This window comes from Klebsiella scottii, assembly GCF_036561945.1.
GTDB classification, from domain to species: Bacteria; Pseudomonadota; Gammaproteobacteria; order Enterobacterales; family Enterobacteriaceae; genus Klebsiella; species Klebsiella scottii.
Genome location: NZ_JARXNI010000020.1, coordinates 1515967 through 1536500 on the forward strand (window position 1 = coordinate 1515967; position 20534 = coordinate 1536500).

Here is a 20534-nt window from a genome sequence, read left to right on the forward strand (position 1 = left end):
AGGGCGATGGGGGATCATCGCCCTTGCTGAGTCTAACGGCGGTGCGCCAGGCGGCGAACCAGACGGTCTCCGGTCATCTGTACGCCCTGGACCATCGCCACCAGGATCAATACCGTGCCTACCATCACCTCGTTATTAAAGCGCTGATAGCCGTAGCGGATCGCCAGGTCGCCCAGTCCGCCGCCGCCAATCACTCCGGCCATCGACGAAAAGCCAATCAGCATAACGATCGTCAGCGTTACTCCGGCCAGCAGGGTCGGTAGCGCTTCCGGCAGCAGGGATTTAAAAATCACGTGCCAGATGTTGCCGCCCATCGATAAAATCGCCTCAATCCGCCCGTAGTCCACCTCGTCCAGCGCGTTTTCCGTCAGCCGGGCGAAGAAGGGAAAGGCGCCGATAGTCACCGGAACCACCGCGGCGGTGCTTCCCAGGGTGGTGCCGATAATCAGTCGGGTAAACGGGATCAGCGCAATCAGCAGCACAATAAACGGCAGCGAACGGCCGAAATTGATCGCCGCCCCCAGCAGCGCGTTGAGTTTTGGCATCGGCAGCAGGCCGTTTTTGCGCGAGATAAACAGGATAATCCCGGTCGGTAGCCCGAGCAGGACGGTAAAAAATGCCGCCAGCCCGACCATATAAAGGGTATCCAACGTGCCGCCCACCAGCAGCGGCCAGAGGTCTTCCCAGCTCATGCTACTCCGCATAAAGGCCTCCCGTGAAAGCCGTGACGCGCCAGAAAATCACGCTCCGTTTGCGGATCGTGCAGCAGCGACTGACGCAGTTTTGACCACGGCGCCACCAGCAGATCGGCAATTTTACCGCTTTCAACAATTTCTCCTTTTTCCAGCAGCGCGGCGTGATCGCACAGGGTTTTAACCACTTCAAGTTCGTGGGTGATCAGCACGATGGTCAGATGCAGGCGCTGATTGATATCCGCCAGCAGCGCCAGCACCGAGGCGGTGGTTTCCGGGTCCAGCGCGCTGGTTGCTTCATCGCACAGCAGCACGTCCGGCCTCGCGGCCAGCGCCCGGGCGATCCCTACGCGCTGTTTTTGCCCGCCCGAAAGCTGGGAGGGAAAGGCCTCGGCCTTATCGCTGAGCCCCACCAAATCGAGCAGTTCCTCCACCCGGGCCCGGCGGTCGGCCTTCGCCATGCCGGCGATTTCCAGCGGCACCGCAATGTTGTCGGCGACGCTGCGCGCATGGAGCAGATTAAAATGCTGGAAGATCATGCCGGTTCGCAGGCGATAGGCGCGCAGGGACGGTTTGTCCATTTGCGTAATATCATGCCCGTTCACAATAATGCGGCCCGTAGTGGGCCGCTCCAGCAGATTCAGACAGCGTATCAGCGTACTTTTGCCCGCGCCGCTGCGCCCGAGGATGCCGTACACGGCGCCCTTAGGAACGTGCAGCGAGACATCGTTTAGCGCCGGTCGGCCCGTTCCGGCATAAGTTTTACTCAGCCCCTGCACCTCAATCATGACTGCGGCGCGACCGGTATCACCGAGCCGTTATACTGTTTGCGGATAAATTCCGCCACCTGCGGCGAAGTCAGATCCTTCGCCAGCTGCTTGATCCGCGGATCGTTAGCCAAAGAGGGGTTGGTGACGAGGATATTGGCGTAGGGGTTATGCTCCGCGCTTTCCAGGCCCAGCGCATCTTTTGCCGGAGTCAGCCCCGCTTCCAGCGCATAGTTGCCGTTAATCACCGCCAGGTCGACGTCGTCGAGCGAACGGGGGATTTGCGGTGATTCAATCTCAAGAATTTTGAGATGCTTAGGATTCTCCACAATATCCTTTGGCGTTGCCAGAGTGGTGGCCGGATCGGTAAATTTCGCCGCCAGCTTGATCAGCCCCTGGCTCTGCAGCAGGAACAGCGCTCGGCTCAGGTTGGTGGTGTTGTTCGGCACCGCGACGGTGGCATTCTCCGGCAGGGATTTGAAATCTTTATGTTTACGCGAATAAATACCCAGCGGTTCAATATGTACCGTTGCCGCGACGGTAAAGGTTTTACCCAGCGCTTTCTCCTGGTCTTTCAGGTAGGGAACGTGCTGGAAATAGTTGGCATCCACGTCGCCGTTAGCCAGCAGCTCGTTAGCGTTAACGCCGCTGGTCAGCTCCACGATCTTCAGATCGAGGCTCGGATCGATTTTCTTGATGTAATTCAATATCTCCGCATGCGGAACCGGGTCAGCGGCGACGCGCAGCGCGGCGGCCTGCGCCGACGTCCATGCCAGAGAAAGAGACAGTGCTACCCCTGCCAGTTTAAAAGCGGCATTTTTCATGGTGTTTTCCTTTATTGTTATGTTTAAACGATCAGTTGTTCGGCGCGTTCGCGAAACACATCCTGGTAGTAGCGTTCGGCAACGTCCGGATGCGAGCGCAGGCGCCCCTTCAGGTAGTTCCAGCCCACCTCGCGCAAGAGCGGGTTTTGCGGATCGCTGTCCGGTCCAAGGGCCTCCTGCGCCAGCTCAGGCGGCAGGGTGTAGACCGGAACCACGGCGTCCAGCTGCGCGCCGAGGAAGAAGGCGATAGAGAGGCGCTGCTGGTTCGCCGGCGGCGACACGACGCGATGCACCGTAGCGCGCAGATAGCCATTGGTCGCCAGCTCAAGAAGTTCGCCGATATTGACGACAAAGCTGCCGGCCAGCGGGGTCGCATCGATCCAGCGGCCGGGGGAAACCTCAACCTGCAGCCCTTTTTGCTCATCCTGGAGTAAAAAGCTGAGGAACCCCGAGTCTTTGTGGGCGCCAACGCCCTGGGTGCTCTGCGTCTCCTGCTGGCCGGGGTAGCGGATCAGTTTGATATGCTCATTGGGCTGCTGGCCGTACAGGGTATCAAAGGCGTCATTGGGCAAATTCAAGGCTTCGGCAAACGCGCGCAGCACGGTAATACCGACCTGCGTCATCGCGCTTTGCCAGCTCAGCAGCGTCGGTTTCAGGTCAGGTAATGCTTCCGGCCACAGGTTAGGCCCCTGCAGGCGCTGCCAGCGCGGCGCATCGTCACTCAGCGTCAGAGCGGGGCGCTCGGCGCCAATATCGAACTGTTCGCGCCAGTCCGGCTGCCCACGGGTGAGCTCAGACGCGGCGCGGTTATAGCCGCGAAAGTGCGGAGAGTGGATCATGGCGACCGGCTGCTTTTGCTCATCGGCCAGCGCGAAGAAGCGGCGGGAGAGCTGCTGCACGCTGCGCTGCAGTTCGTCATCCACTCCATGATTGATCAGATAAAAGAAGCCGATATCGCGCGCGGCGTGGCGCAGGTCGGCGAGAAAAGCGGACTTTTCAGCGGGGTCCGCGTAGCGAGCAAGATCGAGAATCGGCAGCGTGGTTGCGTTCATTGTGTTCTCCGAAGGCGGTGTGCATATATTTTCGTGTATCCAGATTCAGGGTTCGGGGACAACAACAGCGCATAATCATTTCCTCAGTCAGGTGGTCAAACACAGCTTGCCCTAAGCGAAAATAATCAACCAATAACCTTCTTTTCTAATTTATGACCGTCGGGGGTTCAGTGCTTTTGCGAATAGTAGATAAGGGCGATAGCGCGCTAAGTCCGCCTCGCGAGTTGCGCGGGGCGAAAGGAGTCAGTATGGTGTGCGCAATTTCTCAGGTATTTCAGGACAGGACATTATGCAGCCTTCAAAAGATCCCCTGCACGGCGTAACTCTTGAGGCGTTACTCAACGCTCTGGTGGCGAAATATGGCTGGGCGGAGCTGGCAAAGCGCATCAATATTAACTGCTTTAAGAGCGATCCCAGCGTCAAATCCAGCCTCAAGTTTTTACGCCGGACGCCCTGGGCGCGCAAGGAAGTGGAAGAACTCTATATTGATAGCCTGGAAGATATTGCCGATGAACGGGAGGATATGCCCACCGACGGCCCGTGGGCAAACTGGCAAAGTAAGAAGGAACCGCGCTAGCGGCGGTTAAGGCGCCTGCCTGCGCATCTGCCGCCACTTCACGGTGTGATAAATAAAATAGCCGGCGGCTAAAGGCAGCGTCAGGGGCACTAATGCGAAGAGATACAGCGCGCCAAATCGGCCCATTCCCCCGCCGTTAATCGTTTCAAATGTGCGCTCCGACGTCAGGTGAAGAAGCGTGTCATCGGCCCCGCGTTTCGCAAAGGGGAACAGCAAAATAGAGAGCCAGCCGAGCGCAATAAGCGGCCAGCCGACCTCATCATAGAGGTCGTAAATAAGCAGGCCGAAAAGGAAAACGCCCCACGCCAGCTTACCGATAAAATCCGGACGCTTAATAAAAAGCACCGCCGGATGCACGATGCGGACCGCGCGCTGCCGCGGCCTGCGGCTTCCCGTTTTCCGCGATCGGCGGTGGCTGTTTTTTCTGCTCACTTCCTGTTAATTATCCTGCTTAGCCGGGACGCAATAGCGCATGCCCCATAGTGATATTAACCGGCGAATTGAGCAAATATAATTCAGCCGCACTGCCAAAAAACGGGAGGCGGATATTCTGCCTATATCTCTTCCCCGGGCGAAATAGCGCGCAGGGCGCCTGGCGCTTTGCCGGTAATACGCTTGAAAGCGCGGCTAAATGCGGCATGGGAGCTGTAGCCCAGCTTAAAGGCCACCTTTTCCAGAGCCTGGCCTTCATGGGAAATGTACTGAACGGCCAGACGCATGCGTAATTCGGTCAGGTAGCGCGCGGGCGTCGTGCCGGTCGCCGCCAGAAAGCGTTCGGCAAACACCGAACGCGAGGTGCCGGCCTCACGGGCCAAATCCTCAACCTTCCAGTTAACCCCCGGCTGCTGATGCATCACGTAGATAGCCCGCGCCAGCTTCGGGTCGCGCAGCACCTGCACCCAGCCGGTGGCATTGCCGCAGCCGCACTCCACCCAGCCGCGAACGATCAGCGCCGCCACCACGTCCGCCAGCCGCGCCAGGATACCCGCATAGCCCGCCTGGCGGGTGAGGGTTTCTCGCTCCATTGCCGCCAGAAGAGGCTGGATCTCAGGCCGGGTGTTCAGCAGGCTGCTCACCATCATCACCTCCGGCATCGCTTTTACCAGCGGCTGCATGCCGCCGAGCTCAAAGTCCATACAGCCGCTGAAAATAATGGCGTTGTCCTGCTCCGGCTGCGGACCCTTGTTTTTGATGCAGCACACCGTACTGCACACCGGCTCGGTGGGCAGCTGCCGGACGTTGACGATCTGCGCCTGCGCGTCGGACATCAGCACGTGGCCGTCGCCGTTGGGAATAAACAGCGCATCGCCGCTCTCCAGCCTGAGCTGCTGCCCGCTGGCCATGCGCAGCAGAACCGGGCCGCGGCTGACAAAATGGAACTGCGCCTTGCCCGGCACATAGCTGAACTCCACCCCGAACGGCCGTCCGGATTCAATGCGCCGGTAGTTGACGCCTGAAAGGCGCATGCCGCGCAGCAGTTCACTGGTGAGATCGAGGGCCTGATGAGTCATAACGCGAATCCCGGACGAATTATCAATAATGGCAGAGTATGCATCATAGATCGTCCGAAGAGAAGTTTCTAAGCTGTGTCGGATTGTTAACTGTTCTGGAGAGATGTATATGAGTTCCTGCATTGTAGCCGATGAGAGCCAGCTAAACGCAAAACCCGCATGGCGGGCCGTTTATGCGCTGGCGCTGGGCGTTTTCGGCCTGATTGTTGCAGAGTTTCTTCCCGCCAGTCTGTTAACGCCGATGGCGGCAAGCCTGGGCGTGAGTGAAGGAATGGCGGGGCAGGCGGTGACCGCCACGGCTCTGGTGGCGCTGGTTACCGGGCTGCTAATCACCCCGGCGACCAGAAATATCGACCGCCGCTGGGTGCTGATGTTTTTTTCGCTGCTGCAAATTATCTCCAGCATGATGGTCGCATTTGCGCCTTCGCTTGAGTTATTACTCCTCGGCCGTCTGCTGCTGGGGGTTGCGATCGGCGGGTTCTGGTCGATGTCCACCGCTACCGCAATGCGTCTGGTTCCCGCCGCGTATGTGCCAAAAGCGCTGGCCATCATTTTCTCCGCCGTATCGATAGCGACCGTCGTGGCCGCGCCGCTGGGCAGCTATTTAGGCGGCCTGATCGGCTGGCGCAACGTATTTATCATCTGCGCGCTGCCGAGCCTGGCGGCTCTGTTCTGGCAGCTGTGGGTTCTGCCCTCAATGCGCCCGGAAAGCGCAGGCAGCTTTGCGACGCTATTTAAGGTGCTGCGCCGGCCGGGGATGCTGGGCGGCATGCTGGCAACCATTTTGATCTTCAGCGGCCATTTCGCGTTCTTTACCTACCTGCGGCCGTTTCTGGAAACCGTCGCCCAGGCGAGCGTGGAAGGGGTTTCACTGATCCTGCTAGGCTTTGGGTTGGCCAACTTTGTCGGGACCTCCATTGCCGGGCATTTACTGGCCCGCAGCCTGCGCCTGACGCTGGCGCTGGTGCCGTTTGCGATGAGCATTCTGGCGCTGATGATGGTGACATTCGGACATCTGATGCTGCTTGATGGTCTGATGGTAGCCATGTGGGGCTTCGCCTTTGGCCTGGTGCCGGTGGGCTGGTCAACCTGGCTTGCCACCACGGTGCCGGATGAGGCCGAAAGCGCCGGCGGGCTGCTGGTTGCCTCCATACAGCTGGCCATCAGCGCCGGGGCAGCCGGCGGCGGGGCGGTGTTCGACATCACCGGCGCCAGCGGGGTCTTTACCGGCAGCGGGGTGCTGCTGCTCAGCGCGATGATCATTGTCCTGGTCGGCGTCCGGGTAAAACCGGTGCCGAACGGAGAGTAAAGCAAGCGCCTGCGGGCGCTTTTTTCGTTTCGCCGTCAGCCGGCACGCTTCAGCGATCGGCCGGTCGGATCTTTTTTCCTGGCAGCCCTGGCGCCGCTTTTCCCCGCCAGCTCAACAAGACGCCTGAAGGTAGGGCACTCCATATGCGAAGGCGCCGGGCAGTCGGCAACGTGGCGAAGCGTATCGCGCAGGGCGGTTAGCTGCTGAATCTGGCGGTCAATGCGCTCGGCTTTCTGGTGCAGCTCCCCGCGCGGCAGCTCGGGCGTTCCCTGTTTGCCGAACATGCTCGCGATCTCATCGAGCGAAAAACCCGCCGCTTTGCCCATGGTGATGAGTTTAAGGTGCAAAAGCACGTCATGCGGGAACTGCCTGCGCAGCCCGTGCCGAGAAATAGAAGAAATCAGCCCGATCTCTTCGTAGTAGCGCAGCGCCGAGGGTTTGATCCCGCTCTGTGCCGAAACTTCGCCGATATCCAGAAATTTCATGCTTGACCTCAATTCGACTTGAAGTCGTAGCATGCTCCCGAACCAAATTTCCGGCAAGAGGGCAAAACAGTGGCGCAAGCAGAAATACCGATCCCGACAAACAAACCGGCGGCAGTAACGGCTGCGCTCGCGTTATGCATGCTGCTGGCCTCGCTGGGCACCAGCATCGCCAACATTGCGTTGCCCACTCTGGCGGCGGCCTTTTCCGCGCCTTTCTCGCAGGTCCAGGCCGTGGTGACCGTCTATCTGGCGGCGCTGACGATCTCGGTGCTTGTTGCCGGTCGTCTGGGCGATAAATGGGGGCTGAAGACGATGCTGATGGTCGGCCTCGGCCTGTTTATCGTGGCGTCGTTGCTCTGCGCCCTGGCCGCCAGCCTGTGGTTTTTGACCGCCGCGCGGGCGCTACAGGGAGCGGGCGCCGCTTTCCTGATGACGCTGAGTATGGCCCTTATGAGGCAGGCCGCCGGGAAGGAGCGTATCGGACGGGCGATGGGGCTGCTGGGTACCACTTCGGCGCTGGGAACGGCGCTCGGCCCCTCCTTCGGCGGGCTGCTGATAGCCTGGGCGGGATGGCGCGGCATTTTCTGGGCTCAGCTGCCGATCGCCTGCCTGGCGCTGTTGCTGATTTTTATCGTCTTACCCGCCGATTTATGCAGTCGTTCCGAGGTTCAGGTCGGCCAGCGGTCGGCGCTGGCCAGGCGTCTGGCGCCCTGGCTGCTGGTGAATCTTCTGGTGGCGGCGGTGATGATGACCACCCTGGTGGTTGGGCCGTTTTATCTGAGCATCGCGCTTGGCCTGAAGACCGCGGCAGTGGGCTTCGTGATGGCGATCGGCCCCGTGATCTCTATCTTTTGCGGCGTGCCTTCCGGCCGGTTGGTTGATGGCTGGGGCACCCGCCGCACGCTTAATATGGGACTGATCCTGTTAGCGGCAGGGGCTTTTATGCTGGCATACCTGCCGAACCAGATTGGCATTATCGGCTACGTGCTGTCCGTTATGGTTTTGACCCCCGGCTACCAGCTCTTTCAGGCCGCCAACAATACCGCCGCGCTGCTCGACGTGATGCCGGGCCAGCAGGGCACGGTGTCCGGATTACTCAGCCTTGCGCGTAATATGGGGCTGATCGCGGGGGCCGCCGCGATGGGGAGCGTTTTTGCGTTTGGCGCCGGCACGGAAGACTTCGTCCATGCATCGGCGTCGGCTATCGCCGGCGCCATGCGGTACACCTTCCTGCTTGCTGGCGTAATGATGGCCGGGGCGATCGCCATCGTGCTCGCCAGGCGCCTGAATGAGTGACGCTCCCGCTGCGGGTCAATCCAGGAACGGCAGCTGGCCGAGGATCTCCTGCAGATCGCGCCTTTCCTGACCGCCAAGCGTCCGGAGGGGGAACGGCAGGCACGGCGCCGGCGCGGCTCCAAGGATCTCGGCCACGGTCGCAATTACCCGCAGACTCCCGTGGCGACGATAGAACGCCCACAGCGGCTCAAGGGCCGCGCTAAGCCGCTGCGCCTCGCCACTCTCTCCGCCTGAGGCCGCCTGGGTCAGGCTCCGGGAGTAGCGGGGAAACAGCCCTGCAAGGACGGAATACCAGACGTCGCAGCCGGCAATCAGGCCGGCCGCGGAGCGGGTGTCGCCGCTGATGCCGAGAGTGACCCGTTCGGCGATCCGGCCCTTCAGGGCGGCGATGCGTCGGCAGGCCGCGCTCCAGTCCGCCGGAAGGTCGCCGAGTTTTATCGACCGGACGTGGCTAAGATTCGACAGGGCGACTAACAGCTCGTCGGAAAAGACAAATCCGGTTGTTGCCGGATTGTCATAGATGCACAGCGGAACCGATAGCCCGGCGGTGACGCGCTCGTATAGGCGATACGCCTCGTCGGCGCTCAGTTTCTGATACGACAGCGGCGCCAGCAGCACGCCGCGGACGCCGGCTGTTTGCGCATCCTCCGCCAGCCTCATAACTTCGTCTGCGCTGATGCTGCTAATGCTGGTCATCACCGGGATACCCGACGCGGCGCTGACCGCCAGCGTTGTGACCCTCAGCCGCTGCTCCCGCGTCAGGTAGGCGTAACTGCCGGTAGACCCCAGCGCGCCTATCGAATCCACGCCGGCATCGACAAGGTTCTCAAGCAGTGAAACAAACGACTTTTCGTCGATCTCTGCGCCGGCCAGCGGGGTGAGAGGGAATGCGCTCAGGCCTGTAAACATCGTTGATTCCTCATAAGAAAATGGTGGCAATACGCAACGGCGATTGCGTTTTATCTGGCAAATTTTCTCGATCCGATAACGCACAGGATAACGCCCAACGTGACGAAAACCATCATCGGATTGACCGTTTCATGCAGCAGGATAGCCGACAGCGCAAGACCAAAAAATGGCTGCAGCAGCTGAAGCTGGCCGACGGCGGCAATCCCGCCGATAGCGAGCCCTTGGTACCAAAAAATAAAGCCGATCAGCATACTGAAAAGCGAAACGTACCCCAGCGCCGCCCAGGCCGACGGCCCAATGCCGCTGAAGGTCGCGGGCATGGTGATAAAGGATGCGATCAGCATCAGCGGCAGGGAGATAATCAACGCCCAGCTGATAACCTGCCAGCCTCCGATCGCCCGGGTGAGCTTTGCGCCCTCGGCGTAGCCCAGGCCGCAGACAATGACCGCGCCGAGCATCAGCAGATCGCCGGTCGGCGACGCCGAGGCGTTTTGCGAAAGCGCGAAGCCCACAACCAGCAGGCTGCCGATGACCGAGAAGATCCAGAAGGCCGTTTTCGGGCGTTCACCGCCGCGCACGACGCCGAAAATGGCCGTGGTGAGCGGCAGAAGGCCGAGAAAGACGATCGAGTGCGCGGAGGTAACATGCTGCAGCGCCAGGGCGGTCAGCAGAGGGAAACCAACGACAACGCCCAGCGCTACGACCATCAGCGGGACGATTTGCGAGGCGTGAGGGCGCCGTTGCCGTAAACAGCAAATCAGCATGCAGGCCACGATTCCGGCGATGGAGGCGCGCAGAAACGTCAGGAAGAAGGGAGGCATCTCAAGCACCGCCACGCGGGTGGCGGGTAAAGAACCGCTGAAAATAATGACGCCCAGCAGGCCGTTGAGCCAGCCAGAAATTGCGCCGGGATCGGCTTTGTGTACCGCTGAATTCTCCACTGTAACCTCATCTGTTGCTTAACGTTTGCGGACTTGAGCATTTGGTCAGCGGATGGTAGCCTCGCCAATCCGATACAATCAAATTATTGTCATGGATACATTTGATGAAAGCCCGCTACAAAGGCATTGTTGATAAATTCGCGGAGTGGATTCGAAACGGCGAGATGTCACCGGGAACCCGCCTGCCGACGCACCGCAGGCTCTCCTCGCAGGAGCATATTTCTTTGGCGACGGCAACGCGGGTCTATAGCGAGCTGGAGGCGATGGGGCTGGTCAGCGGCGAAACCGGGCGCGGCACCTTCGTCAGAGAGACGTCGCTGCCCCCCGGTCATGGCGTCGATCAGCAAACGGTGGCGACGGACGTTATCGACCTGAACTTTAACTATCCGGCGTTGCCCGGGCAGGGAGAGCGGCTGCGGGACGCGCTGCGGCGGCTATCGACGGCCGGCGATATCGAGTCGCATCTGCGCTATCAGCCCCATGCCGGCAGGCTCAACGAGCGCGAGATTATGGCCGGGCATTTTTCCAGGCACGGATTTCGGCCGACGGCGGACAATCTGCTGATCGTCAACGGCACCCAGCATGGGCTGACCGTTACGGTCATGGGGCTGCTGAGACCGGGAGACGTTGTGGCCGTGGATGCGCTGACCTATTCGGGATTCAAAGCGCTGGCCGAGCTCTATCATCTTGAGCTTATCGCCATTCCATCCCTGGCCGATGGCCCGGATTTAGCGGCCCTCAGGCAGCTCTGTCAAAAAAGGCGCGTCCGGGCAGTATACGTTATGCCGACGTTGCACAATCCGCTGGGCTGGGTACTTAGCCGCGCCCAGCGCAAAGCGCTGGCAGAGATTGCCCGGGCTCACGATCTGCTGATCGTCGAAGACGGCGCCTATGCCTACCTGGCGCGTCGGCCGCCGCCGCCGATGGCGAGCTATGCGCCAGAGCGCACCGTTTATATCAGCGGATTTTCAAAAAACGTGGCGACCGGCCTGCGGGTCGGGGCGGTTATCTGCCCTGAAGCGTATCGTCCCGCGCTGGAAAGGGCGGTGCGCGCCACGACCTGGAATACCCCCTCCGTGATGACGGCCCTGGTCTGCGGCTGGATCCAGGATGGCACCGTCAGCCGCTTTGAAATGCTGAAAAGACGCGATGCGCGCCAGCGGCAGGTTCTGTTACGAGAGGCGCTAGGGGATCTCCCCTGCGTGAGCCATCCGGAATCCTATTTCGCCTGGCTTCCGCTGCCGGACGAGGCAAGGGCGGATCGGGTGGTCAAGGCGCTGATGGACAAGAATATTTCCGTTTCTACGGCGGAGCCTTTCAGTACCGCGCAAAGCGTCCCTCAGGCCATCAGGCTGGCGCTGGGGTCGGTCACGCTGGATAATTTGCGGCGCGCGCTCGTTCAGGTCCGTGAGGCGGTGGAAGCCGAACGGTACCGCTAGCGGATATCGCGACCATCAGGCGCTGCGTATGCAGGCCGCATGCATCAAGCCGCCGGCGACGCCGGCATAAACGGCCCATCCAACCGGCTACTCAAAACAAACGCTGCGTTCCCGGCACTCGTCGCAGCTCGGTGAGCGGCAGGTGACTTCGCCCTGCTGAAGCAGGCAGCGCTGGCGATAGAAGAACTTTTTCCAGCGCATATTGTGTTCGTTCATCACCACCAGCTGCGGAAAGCAGTCGCTCATCAGCTGGCGCAGCTCGGCCCGCGACTCAAGGCCAAGATCCTCCCAGAGATGGTTATAGGCCAGAGAAACCTCGGCGACGATCTGCGCCATAGGTTCGGCCTCCTGCCGCATCCAGTCCGCCAGCCACACGCCGAGCTGCCTGCGCTCCTCTTCGCGGATGGCGTTCAGCTCCGCCATCAGGCGGCGGCGGGTTAGCGTCTCGCCGTCCAGCGGCGTTTCGACCTGAGCCAGACGCTGGCCTAATGCCTGCCAGTCGCTCTGGCTGAGCCCCATCCGCAGGGGAAAGCTGCCTTTCCCCGCGTGATACAGCAGCCACAGGCGGTTTAACCAGGCGCGCGGCGGCATCAGGCGACCCCCTGATGCGCCAGCGCGGCGGGCCAGCTGCCTCGGCGCTGCCGCCACCAGTCGGGGAGCACCTCGGAAACCGGTCGCCATGCGCCCTCGACGCAGGGCTCAATTCCCGCCTGCTCCAGCTTTTGCCACGGCGTATGGCCGATACGCACGCAGAATACGGCTTTAACGTCCGCCAGCAGCGCAAGGATCGCGGCGAACCTGGCGTCGTTATCCTGCGGTTCGCAGTCGTCGCTTCCGCGGCAATATTTCGGCGTAAACCGCTCATTGACCAGCACCATGCCGGCGGCCGACAGGCTGTAAATATAGAAACGGTCGGCGTGGCCAAAGTGGCTGTCAATGACGTCGCCGCGGCCTGACGCAACGGCAACCAGGCAGGCGTCGTCGGCCTCGGACTCGCCGCGGGTGGCGATGCTGGCATGAAGCTGGGCGCGCTGATGGAGAATGGGCAGCCAGGCCGGGAGGCTCGCCGCGGACGGCAGTTCGGTAAACTGCTGGCTGCGATCTTCCCCCAGCATACCGATAGCGTCGGCGCGGCACTGATGGCAGTGGGTCATCTGCGGCATCACTTCGCCGCAGCGGCTGCGGGTGGCGGCGAGCATTTCGGCATCCGGCTCCGGCTGGCCGTTAAGGCCGAATACCGTGCCGTGCTCCGGTCTGGCGATCAGCGGCATAATATTATGAATAAAAGCGCCGCTGGCCTGCAGCCGACGGCTGACGTCGGCCATGCCGCTGGCGTTAATCCCCGGGATCAGCACCGAATTTATCTTCACCAGCACCCCTTTGGCGGTTAGCCTGCTGACGCCCTCCAGCTGGCGGGCGATGAGGATCTCTCCGGCTTCGCGCCCGCTGTAGCGCTCGCCGTCCAGCCATAGCCAGGCATAAATTTGCGCGGCGACATCCGCATCCAGCGTATTAATGGTGACCGTGACGTGGTCAACGCCGACGTCCAGCAGGCGATCCACCGCGTCGGGCAGCATCAGGCCGTTCGTCGACAGGCAGAGCTTCAAATCCGGCAGCTGTTCACGTATCAGTTCGAGGGTGCGGAAGGTGCGAGTGAGGTTGGCGAGCGGGTCGCCTGGACCGGCGATCCCGACCACTGAAAGCTGCGGGATAGCCTGGGCGACCTGGCGTACTTTGAGCACCGCTTGCTCGGGCGTCAGCAGCGTCGACGATACGCCGGGGCGGGATTCGTTGCTGCAGTCGAACTTGCGATTACAGTAGTTGCACTGCAAATTGCAGGCGGGCGCGACCGGCAGATGCATCCGCGCAAAACGGTGGTGCCCGCTGCGGGAATAGCAGGGGTGCGCGGCGACCTTATCGGCAACAAAAGGCGTTAACGCGCCGTTGTCCGCAGCGTGACAGGCTTTACCGGCAGGGGAAGAGGAGCAGGAAGTCATGGTCGTACCTTCATGGTTGGGCGATACCTTCCTGCTGCAAATGCTGTACCAAACGTTTAATTGTCAAGTTACTGAAATTTAAAGATAATGTCTGGCGATAAATTGTCGCAATTCCGCCCCGGTGCTGACAATGTCCTGAACCTCACACGGCGGGTCAGATTCGCGGCATGGTGATGTCCATGATTTGGATCCGGTAAGCGACCTGGCGCGGCGTCATCCCGAGCAGGCGCGCCGCTTTAGCCTGAACCCAGCCCGCCTTTTCCAGCGCGGCAATCAGCCGCTGGCGCTCATCGAGCGTATTGTCGAGCCAGCCATCTTCTGACGGACCGCTGGCGGGCAACGCTTTCGGCATCGTGTCGTAATGATTGAACAAAATCACGTCCCGGTCGATCAGCCCGCTCTCCGACATCACCGCCGAACGCTCAAGGCAGTTTTCCAGTTCGCGCACGTTTCCCGGCCAGCTGTACTCCATCAGCAGGCGGATCGCGCCGTCGCTGATCCGCAGCGTCCGGCCCTGGTTCTGGGCGATTTTGCGCACCAGAAAATGCGCCAGCTCGGCGATATCTTCCTGGCGTTCGCGCAGCGGGGGCAGGGCGATAGGCATCACGTTCAGGCGATAGTAGAGATCCTCGCGGAAATTCCCCAGCCGCACTTCCTCCTCCAGATGACGGTTGGTCGCCGCGATGATGCGCACGTTCACGCGCAGGGTTTCATCGCCGCCCACGCGCTCCATCTCTCCCTCCTGCAGGATACGCAGCAGCTTGGCCTGAAACGAGGCGCTGCTTTCGCCAATCTCATCGAGAAACAGGGTGCCGCCGTCCGCCAGCTCAAAGCGCCCCTTGCGCTGACGCACCGCCCCGGTAAACGCGCCTTTCTCATGGCCGAACAGCTCGCTCTCCAGCAGGGTATCCGGCAGCGCCGCGCAGTTAAACTTTACGAACGCGGCGGCGGCGCGCGGCGAATTATGGTGAATGGCATTGGCAATCAGCTCTTTCCCGGTTCCGCTCTCACCGCGTACCAGTACCGTGGTATCCCAGCGGGAGACCTGACGAATAATCTCCATAATCTGGCGCATCGACGGGCTTTTGCCGACCATCGTCTCAAGGCCAAAACTGCGCGACGGCGCGCAGGTGCGCGGCCGCTCGGCCCTTGAGAGCATCTGAGGCGGCTGCTGCCCGGGCGCCGGGAGGATCATCAGGCGAATGGTCTGGGCTATCAGGTTGGCGACGGTTTCGAGAAACCGCGTGCAGGCCGGGAGACGCTCATCCTGACGCACCATCGGCTGCGCCGACAGCACGCCGATGGGCTGAGAATTGGGCCCCATCAGCGGCACCGCGATAAATGGCAGATCGTAATCATACAGGCTGAGGCGATCGAGAAACCGCCGATCGTCGGCGACGCGCGGCAGCACCAGCGACTGGCCCCGGGCCAGCACGGTGCCGACTAATCCTTCCCCCGGCCGGTAGCGGATCTGCGTACTGCCCGGCAGCGTCTGATGCTCGGTTTGCTGTAGCGCTTCGATGCTGAGAATTTCCTGCTCGCTATCGTAAAGGCAGATCATGCCGTGCTGCATAAAGGCATCGTTGTATAACACGCTCAGCACCTCCTGGAGCGTCTTGCTGGCCTCGGTGGCGCGGCTCAGCACAACGCTGATGCGCTGCATGGCGGTGAACTGCTGAGAGAGATCAAAGCGCCTGACGGTGGTGTCTGAGTCGGGTTTGTGGGTCATAGCTCACCTCCGGTCAGGGTATTGAAGAGGGGGAAACGCAGAACAAGACAGGTTCCCCCCTGCGGGCGGGAAGTTAGTTCGATGGCGCCACGATGATGAGCGACCAGGGTCTGGATTAACCGCAGCTCCATCCCTTTGCCGGGAGAGTTTAAGGCGTCCGGGGAGTGGGTATAGCGCACCTGCAGCAGCGGCACATTGTCATTAAGGTATAGCGAAAGCCAACCCTCTTCTTCTTCGGCGTAGAGCTGCATCTCCAGCGCCACGGAGGGCAGCTCGGCGGCGAGCGCCAGCGTGCGGTCGAACCACAGGCTCAGGCAGGCCAGCAGCTGCGTGCGCTGGCCAAAGCCGATCAGGTGCGGGGAGGCCATATCGACCAGCAGCAGGCCGCGATCGTCGAAGCGGGTACGATAGAGCGCGCACAGATCGTCGAAGAAGGGCTGCAGCGGCCAGGCGGCGTTGCTTTCCAGCTCCAGGGAGGGCCGGCAGCGCTGCAGGCGGGCCATCGCCTCTTCACCTTCGCGCCACGCCGCCTCCAGCGCCACGTTACCGCCGCCTTCGCCGTTGAGCCGGCGGGCCGCTGCCAGCATGTTGATCGGACAGTTTAGCTGAATTAACGCCGCGTCCAGAGACTCGCGAATGGCGGCCAGCAGCTTACCGGCGGTCATCTGCTGTTTGAGCCGATCGAGGCGGCCCTGCTCCTGCTGCTGGCGCTGCTGCGAGCAGTCGGTAATGACGACCAGCGTCCGCGCCGGGGCGCTGTCGACAAAGTAGCGGCTGGCTTCTTCGCTGACGCCGGGCAGCGCCCAGCAGGTCACCGACAGCCAGCGCACCGCGCCGCGTACCGCCAGCGGCAGGATTTGCTCCGCGCCGGGCCCCATTTTACGCGGCGAAACCTGCAGTTCGACCAGCAGCTCTTTCCCGCCGCAGTCCGCGCAGAAGGTTTTGTAGGCGAGGTTATCCATCACCACCCGATCCTGTTCGTCGACCACCACCACGGCGGCGGGAATATTATTGAGCACGGCCTCCATCAGCGTCATGTGATTGCGCAGGCGCTGCTCCAGGGTGTAGCTGACGCTGATATCCCGCTGCATCGCCAGATAGTGCTCCAGCTCGCCCTGGGGATTCAGCACCGGCGTGATGTCGATATCCACCAGATACAGGCCGCCGTCGCGGCGCTGATTGATCAACTGGCCGCGCCAGGGCTGGCGCTGGAGCAGCGTTTGCCACATCTGCTGGTAGATCTCGCGCGGCGTCTGGCTGCTGGCCAGCAGCCGCGGGTTCTGGTTCAACAGCTGCGCCAGCGAATAGCCGGTCTGGCGGCAAAACGCCGGATTGGCGTAAATAATATTGGCTCTCGCATCGGTGAGTGAAATCGCCACCGACGCCTGTTCTACCATGGTAAAAAACAGCCCCGGATGTTGTTGAGTCAGCGCGCCGGCAATCGCCTCCGGCACGGCGTTATCGAGCATCATATTCAGGGTCATCGCAAACTCCTGTGTCGCAGTTATGACAATTTGTCCGACACCGCGACGCCAACGCCGCGGTTTTATCCGCATGCGGATAACCATGCAAACCGTGCGCCCTTATCCAAACGACCTGATGAAACATTGATCCGACAGCGGGAAATCAGGCTATTTTGGCGTTTTTCAGGCCCGGACAGGCCCGGCTGCGGGCGCGAGAAGGGGCAATGAGCGATCGTTATGGGGCAGGCGTGAGCCGCGATAGTGCAAATAAACCTGGCACAGCCTTCGCAATACCCCTGGCGATAACTCGTGTTTTAAACACCTTTCCCGACAGGAGCGTAATATGGCGAACATTGGCATTTTCTTCGGCACCGATACCGGCAAAACGCGCAAAATTGCGAAGCTGATCCACAAGCAGTTGGGCGACGTAGCGGATGCCCCGGTAAACATTAACCGCGCGACGCTGGATGAGTTTATGGCCTATCCGGTACTGCTGCTGGGAACCCCAACGCTGGGCGACGGCCAGCTACCGGGCCTTGCGGCCGGCTGCGAGAGTGAATCATGGGGCGAATTTATCCATACGCTCGACGGCATCAGCCTGAGCGGTAAAACCGTGGCGCTGTTCGGCCTTGGCGATCAGCAGGGCTATCCCGACAACTTCGCCAGCGGAATGCGCCCGCTGTATGACGTTCTCGACGCCTGCGGGGCGCAGATTATCGGCAGCTGGCCGAATGAGGGATATGAATTTAGCGCCTCATCGGCGCTGGAAGGCGAGCGGTTTGTGGGACTGGTTCTCGACCAGGATAACCAGTTCGATCGCACCGAAGAGCGCCTGACGGCCTGGCTTGAAGAGATTAAACGCATCGTGCTGTGAGTTTTCGCGGGTAGCCGCAAAGGCTACCCGCACAGCCCCGGCTGGCGTGAAATCATCTGCTGCAGCCACTGGCGCTGATGGCGCTGCTGGCTTTGCTGCCACAGATAATCGCGGGCGCTCTCCAGCGCCTTATGCCGATCCATCGGCGCGGCGGGGCGAATCGCTTCACACCATAACAGGTGCCATCCCAGCTCGCTGGCGACGGGCGGGCTCAGCGCATTTTCCGCGAGCGCAAACAGCGCCGTCTCCAGCTGCGGATAGAGCAATCCCCGGCTAATCCAGCCTAAGCGCCCGCCCTCCAGCGCGCTCGGGCACTGAGAATAGCGCTGCGCCAGCGGCGCAAACGCATCGCGGGAGGCGCTGATTTGCTGGTGCAGCCCCTGGATTTGCTCATGAACCGCCTCGAGGTCGCCATCGACCGTCAGCAGCAGATGGCGGGTCAGGCGCTGTTCCGGGCGCATAAAATGCGCCTGATGGTGAAGATACCAGGCCTGCACCGTCGACGGGTCCGGCTGCGGCACCTGCTGCGCCAGTTCGGCAAACGCGATCTCCAGCCGGGTGTGATGAAGCACGATGGCCGCGCGCTCGTCGGGGGTAAAGCCTCCGTCGCTAAGCCAGATCCCGAGCGAAGCGGCAACGTTATCCCTCAGCTCCGGCGCAATATCGTGCGCGGGAACCAGGGCGACGATAGCCAGCTCCATCTCACGCTGGCGCTGCCAGGCCTGCTCAAAGGCCTGCGTATCGGCGGCATTCAATGCGGCCGGTTCACTGTTCCAGCGGCTGCGCGCCAGGCGCTGCCGGCCAAACCGTTCCCATGCGTTCATGATTATCTCTCCTCGACGAGGCTGATGGCCTGTACCGGCACGGTAAACCAGCGGCCGCTAAAGTCGACGGTATAGCTGTCGCCGCGTTCGCCCCGATCGGTTGCCTCAATGCGCCCCTGTTGGCCAACGTTAACCACCACCTCGCCGCCGACGGCCAGCGCCATCCGGCAGGTGACGGTATCTCCATACTGCAAGTTTCCGGCCAACCAGGGCCGGGCGAGGGGGATCAGCTCCTGCTCGCGGCAGCCGATGATCCGGTCGCTCTCCGGGAAGTGGATCTGGTAAATAATTTGATCCTGTAAAAAGACGCCCCAGTCGCGGACAAAGCCGGTGCTGCCGCGCCTGACCAGCAGCTCGCCGGGGGCGAAGCCCGCGACGGTGCCATCGTTACGAATCGCGCGCACCACCCGCACCGCGTCGCTGAAGGTGAATTTTGGCCTCATCTGTCGTCCTCCTGAAACTGCTGCTGGTAGCTCTCCGCGAGCAGCCGCCGCGCCAGCAGCCACGAGGCGCGGGCGTTCTCTTCCAGCCGGTTCTGTAGCGGGACTTCGGCACGCAGCTTGCGGTGAAACGTCGCCAGCACCGGCAGGCAGCAGCGGCCAAGCCGTTCTGGCTGATAGGGCACGGAGAAAAACTGAAAGAACGATTCGGCGGAGCTAAGTTCGTCCACGCCGGGAATTTGATAAAACCACTCCATGATTATCCCCCTGCTCGCAGCGCGGCTGCGCCGCACAGCTCGTCATAAATCGCGACCAGCTCATAGTCCCGCGGGCTGCGCTTCCCGCTCTCGGCAAAGCGGCGGATGGCGGGCAGCAGTTGGTTAATTTGCGCTGAGCTGAGGTGATAGCCCATCCGATCGAAAATGCCGTTGACCGCCTGGCGCCCGGAGTGTTTTCCCAGCACCAGCCGGTAGCTGCGGCCGACCAGCGCCGGGTCGATCGCCTGATAGCTCTCGCGATCGCGCAGCAGCGCCGCCACGTGGACTCCCGATTCGTGGGTAAAGACCAGCTCGCCGACCAGCGGCTGCTGCGGGTCGATAGGGCGCTGCGCCGCCGCCGAAACTTTCTGGCAGAGCGCCGGAAGCGCCGGGAAGTAAACGCCGGTCTCGACGCCGAGGCAGCGCTCCAGGCCCAGCGCCACGGTTTCCAGCGCCGCGTTGCCCGCGCGTTCGCCGAGGCCGAGGGTGGTGGTATTCACGCTGGAGGCTCCGGCGCGCACCGCCGCCAGCGTATTAGCGGCGGCGAGACCGAGATCGTTGTGGGCATGCATCTCTATTTCACCAGCCCACGCTTCGCGCAGGGCCGAGATTTGCTCGAAGGTGGTAAACGGGTCGAGTATGCCGACCGTATCGGCGTAGCGCAGGCGGGACGCGCCGGACTGCTGCGCCACCCTGGCGATATCGCCCAGGTTCTGCCCGCCGGCGCGGGAGGCATCTTCGCAGCCAATGCACACCTGCAGGCCGAGGCTCCGGGCGAGCTGAATAAACGTCGCCAGCCGCTCCAGCAGCACCGCCAGCGGTTCGCGCAGCTTGTACTGCCGCAGCTTGTCCGAGGCCGGAATGGAGATATCCACCCAGTCGATGCCCAAATCGGCGCTCTGGCGAATCTCCAGCGCATTCATCCGACACCAGGTCATCAGCGTGGCCTGGGGAAGCTGGCGGCGCACCAGCTGGATCCGCGCGATCTCCTCATCCCCCATTGCCGGGGTGCCCACTTCCATCGCCGTAACCCCCGCCGCATACAGCGCCTCGGCAATGGCCACCTTCTCGCTGGGGCGAAAGGCCACGCCGGGGCTCTGTTCGCCATCGCGCAGCGTGGTGTCGTTGATCAGCACGCGTCTCATCGT

At 61.7% G+C, this 20534-nt stretch carries 22 protein-coding genes; 5 read left to right on the forward strand and 17 right to left on the reverse strand.

Annotation, left to right across the window (positions count from 1 at the left end; genetic code table 11):
* Positions 1–32: 32 nt before the first annotated feature.
* Genes QFI97_RS14865 through QFI97_RS14880 form a run of 4 tightly spaced genes read right to left on the reverse strand, consistent with a single transcriptional unit; the run spans position 33 to position 3335 of the window.
* Positions 33–692 carry a methionine ABC transporter permease gene (locus QFI97_RS14865; protein ID WP_166646187.1) on the reverse strand — a complete coding sequence of 220 codons (660 nt, stop codon included), beginning with the start codon at positions 690–692 and terminating at the stop codon, positions 33–35.
* Complete coding sequence (locus tag QFI97_RS14870; protein ID WP_095103444.1) at positions 689–1480, reverse strand: methionine ABC transporter ATP-binding protein; 792 nt, start codon at positions 1478–1480, stop codon at positions 689–691. Before QFI97_RS14870 ends, QFI97_RS14865 begins: the two co-directional genes overlap by 4 nt.
* A complete protein-coding gene (locus tag QFI97_RS14875) occupies positions 1477–2283 on the reverse strand; it encodes a MetQ/NlpA family ABC transporter substrate-binding protein (RefSeq protein WP_095103446.1) in 807 nt (268 codons plus the stop codon). Before QFI97_RS14875 ends, QFI97_RS14870 begins: the two co-directional genes overlap by 4 nt.
* 23 nt (positions 2284–2306) lie before the next feature.
* Positions 2307–3335 (reverse strand): isopenicillin N synthase family dioxygenase, encoded by a 1029-nt coding sequence (locus QFI97_RS14880; RefSeq protein WP_346431464.1) that lies wholly within the window; start codon positions 3333–3335, stop codon positions 2307–2309.
* A 289-nt stretch (positions 3336–3624) separates the two neighbouring features.
* Here QFI97_RS14880 and QFI97_RS14885 point away from each other — a divergent pair, with 289 nt between their 5' ends.
* A complete protein-coding gene (locus QFI97_RS14885; RefSeq protein ID WP_095103584.1) occupies positions 3625–3912 on the forward strand; it encodes a VF530 family protein in 288 nt (95 codons plus the stop codon).
* 6 nt (positions 3913–3918) lie between these two features.
* Here the strand turns inward: QFI97_RS14885 and QFI97_RS14890 are convergent, their stop codons facing one another.
* Both QFI97_RS14890 and QFI97_RS14895 read right to left on the reverse strand, forming a co-directional pair.
* Entirely contained in the window at positions 3919–4344 is a 426-nt protein-coding gene (locus QFI97_RS14890) for a hypothetical protein (protein ID WP_095103450.1), read from the reverse strand.
* Between the two features lie 122 nt (positions 4345–4466).
* Positions 4467–5423: an AraC family transcriptional regulator gene (locus QFI97_RS14895; RefSeq protein WP_095103452.1), complete on the reverse strand. Its 957-nt coding sequence runs from the start codon at positions 5421–5423 to the stop codon at positions 4467–4469.
* A 109-nt stretch (positions 5424–5532) separates the two neighbouring features.
* Here QFI97_RS14895 and QFI97_RS14900 point away from each other — a divergent pair, with 109 nt between their 5' ends.
* Positions 5533–6732, forward strand: a complete 1200-nt coding sequence (locus QFI97_RS14900) for an MFS transporter (RefSeq protein WP_095103454.1) — start codon at positions 5533–5535, stop codon at positions 6730–6732.
* Positions 6733–6767: 35 nt separating this feature from the next.
* On the opposite strand, the gene QFI97_RS14905 is transcribed toward QFI97_RS14900, so the two are convergent.
* A complete protein-coding gene (locus QFI97_RS14905) occupies positions 6768–7217 on the reverse strand; it encodes a helix-turn-helix domain-containing protein (protein ID WP_346432724.1) in 450 nt (149 codons plus the stop codon).
* Between the two features lie 69 nt (positions 7218–7286).
* On the opposite strand from QFI97_RS14905, the gene QFI97_RS14910 reads away from it, so the two are divergent.
* Entirely contained in the window at positions 7287–8513 is a 1227-nt protein-coding gene (locus tag QFI97_RS14910; RefSeq protein ID WP_346431465.1) for an MFS transporter, read from the forward strand.
* A 15-nt stretch (positions 8514–8528) separates the two neighbouring features.
* Here QFI97_RS14910 and QFI97_RS14915 read toward each other — a convergent pair whose 3' ends face one another.
* Both QFI97_RS14915 and QFI97_RS14920 read right to left on the reverse strand, forming a co-directional pair.
* Entirely contained in the window at positions 8529–9422 is an 894-nt protein-coding gene (locus QFI97_RS14915) for a dihydrodipicolinate synthase family protein (RefSeq protein WP_346431466.1), read from the reverse strand.
* 50 nt (positions 9423–9472) lie between these two features.
* Positions 9473–10363, reverse strand: coding sequence for a DMT family transporter (locus tag QFI97_RS14920; protein ID WP_095103462.1), 891 nt, complete (start codon positions 10361–10363; stop codon positions 9473–9475).
* 104 nt (positions 10364–10467) lie between these two features.
* Between QFI97_RS14920 and QFI97_RS14925 the strand changes: the two genes are divergently transcribed.
* The gene (locus QFI97_RS14925; protein WP_095103464.1) at positions 10468–11802 is read left to right on the forward strand and encodes an aminotransferase-like domain-containing protein; all 1335 of its coding nucleotides are present in this window, start codon (positions 10468–10470) and stop codon (positions 11800–11802) included.
* An 87-nt stretch (positions 11803–11889) separates the two neighbouring features.
* Here the strand turns inward: QFI97_RS14925 and QFI97_RS14930 are convergent, their stop codons facing one another.
* The 4 genes from QFI97_RS14930 to nifL form a co-directional block, all read right to left on the reverse strand.
* A complete protein-coding gene (locus tag QFI97_RS14930; protein WP_095103466.1) occupies positions 11890–12393 on the reverse strand; it encodes a nitrogen fixation protein NifQ in 504 nt (167 codons plus the stop codon).
* Positions 12393–13799, reverse strand: a complete 1407-nt coding sequence (nifB, locus tag QFI97_RS14935; RefSeq protein ID WP_346431467.1) for a nitrogenase cofactor biosynthesis protein NifB — start codon at positions 13797–13799, stop codon at positions 12393–12395. The genes QFI97_RS14930 and nifB overlap by 1 nt, the downstream gene beginning before the upstream one ends.
* 154 nt (positions 13800–13953) lie before the next feature.
* Positions 13954–15528 (reverse strand): nif-specific transcriptional activator NifA, encoded by a 1575-nt coding sequence (gene nifA / locus QFI97_RS14940; protein ID WP_346431468.1) that lies wholly within the window; start codon positions 15526–15528, stop codon positions 13954–13956.
* Positions 15525–17012, reverse strand: a complete 1488-nt coding sequence (gene nifL, locus QFI97_RS14945) for a nitrogen fixation negative regulator NifL (RefSeq protein ID WP_095103472.1) — start codon at positions 17010–17012, stop codon at positions 15525–15527. The genes nifA and nifL overlap by 4 nt, the downstream gene beginning before the upstream one ends.
* Before the next feature lie 322 nt (positions 17013–17334).
* Here nifL and QFI97_RS14950 point away from each other — a divergent pair, with 322 nt between their 5' ends.
* The gene (locus QFI97_RS14950; protein ID WP_095103474.1) at positions 17335–17865 is read left to right on the forward strand and encodes a flavodoxin; all 531 of its coding nucleotides are present in this window, start codon (positions 17335–17337) and stop codon (positions 17863–17865) included.
* Positions 17866–17888: 23 nt separating this feature from the next.
* Here the strand turns inward: QFI97_RS14950 and nifM are convergent, their stop codons facing one another.
* Genes nifM through nifV form a run of 4 tightly spaced genes read right to left on the reverse strand, consistent with a single transcriptional unit; the run spans position 17889 to position 20531 of the window.
* Complete coding sequence (gene nifM / locus QFI97_RS14955) at positions 17889–18689, reverse strand: nitrogen fixation protein NifM (protein WP_331834221.1); 801 nt, start codon at positions 18687–18689, stop codon at positions 17889–17891.
* Between the two features lie 2 nt (positions 18690–18691).
* Complete coding sequence (locus tag QFI97_RS14960; protein WP_346431469.1) at positions 18692–19132, reverse strand: nitrogen fixation protein NifZ; 441 nt, start codon at positions 19130–19132, stop codon at positions 18692–18694.
* On the reverse strand, positions 19129–19389 hold the full coding sequence (locus QFI97_RS14965) for a nitrogenase-stabilizing/protective protein NifW (protein WP_095103586.1): 261 nt from the start codon (positions 19387–19389) through the stop codon (positions 19129–19131). The genes QFI97_RS14960 and QFI97_RS14965 overlap by 4 nt, the downstream gene beginning before the upstream one ends.
* Positions 19389–20531: a homocitrate synthase gene (nifV, locus tag QFI97_RS14970; protein ID WP_346431470.1), complete on the reverse strand. Its 1143-nt coding sequence runs from the start codon at positions 20529–20531 to the stop codon at positions 19389–19391. Before nifV ends, QFI97_RS14965 begins: the two co-directional genes overlap by 1 nt.
* Positions 20532–20534: the final 3 nt, after the last annotated feature.

Excerpts from the sequence above, each read along its gene's own strand:
- nifA (WP_346431468.1), bottom strand. The coding sequence starts at position 15,528 with ATGACCCACAAACCCGACTCAGACACCACCGTCAGGCGCTTTGATCTC.
- nifB (WP_346431467.1), bottom strand. The coding sequence starts at position 13,799 with ATGACTTCCTGCTCCTCTTCCCCTGCCGGTAAAGCCTGTCACGCTGCG.
- QFI97_RS14895 (WP_095103452.1), bottom strand. The coding sequence starts at position 5,423 with ATGACTCATCAGGCCCTCGATCTCACCAGTGAACTGCTGCGCGGCATG.
- QFI97_RS14915 (WP_346431466.1), bottom strand. The coding sequence starts at position 9,422 with ATGTTTACAGGCCTGAGCGCATTCCCTCTCACCCCGCTGGCCGGCGCA.
- QFI97_RS14900 (WP_095103454.1), top strand. The coding sequence starts at position 5,533 with ATGAGTTCCTGCATTGTAGCCGATGAGAGCCAGCTAAACGCAAAACCC.
- QFI97_RS14880 (WP_346431464.1), bottom strand. The coding sequence starts at position 3,335 with ATGAACGCAACCACGCTGCCGATTCTCGATCTTGCTCGCTACGCGGAC.
- QFI97_RS14930 (WP_095103466.1), bottom strand. The coding sequence starts at position 12,393 with ATGCCGCCGCGCGCCTGGTTAAACCGCCTGTGGCTGCTGTATCACGCG.
- QFI97_RS14950 (WP_095103474.1), top strand. The coding sequence starts at position 17,335 with ATGGCGAACATTGGCATTTTCTTCGGCACCGATACCGGCAAAACGCGC.
- nifM (WP_331834221.1), bottom strand. The coding sequence starts at position 18,689 with ATGAACGCATGGGAACGGTTTGGCCGGCAGCGCCTGGCGCGCAGCCGC.
- QFI97_RS14960 (WP_346431469.1), bottom strand. The coding sequence starts at position 19,132 with ATGAGGCCAAAATTCACCTTCAGCGACGCGGTGCGGGTGGTGCGCGCG.
- QFI97_RS14865 (WP_166646187.1), bottom strand. The coding sequence starts at position 692 with ATGAGCTGGGAAGACCTCTGGCCGCTGCTGGTGGGCGGCACGTTGGAT.
- nifL (WP_095103472.1), bottom strand. The coding sequence starts at position 17,012 with ATGACCCTGAATATGATGCTCGATAACGCCGTGCCGGAGGCGATTGCC.
- QFI97_RS14905 (WP_346432724.1), bottom strand. The coding sequence starts at position 7,217 with ATGAAATTTCTGGATATCGGCGAAGTTTCGGCACAGAGCGGGATCAAA.
- QFI97_RS14885 (WP_095103584.1), top strand. The coding sequence starts at position 3,625 with ATGCAGCCTTCAAAAGATCCCCTGCACGGCGTAACTCTTGAGGCGTTA.
- QFI97_RS14925 (WP_095103464.1), top strand. The coding sequence starts at position 10,468 with ATGAAAGCCCGCTACAAAGGCATTGTTGATAAATTCGCGGAGTGGATT.
- QFI97_RS14875 (WP_095103446.1), bottom strand. The coding sequence starts at position 2,283 with ATGAAAAATGCCGCTTTTAAACTGGCAGGGGTAGCACTGTCTCTTTCT.
- nifV (WP_346431470.1), bottom strand. The coding sequence starts at position 20,531 with ATGAGACGCGTGCTGATCAACGACACCACGCTGCGCGATGGCGAACAG.
- QFI97_RS14870 (WP_095103444.1), bottom strand. The coding sequence starts at position 1,480 with ATGATTGAGGTGCAGGGGCTGAGTAAAACTTATGCCGGAACGGGCCGA.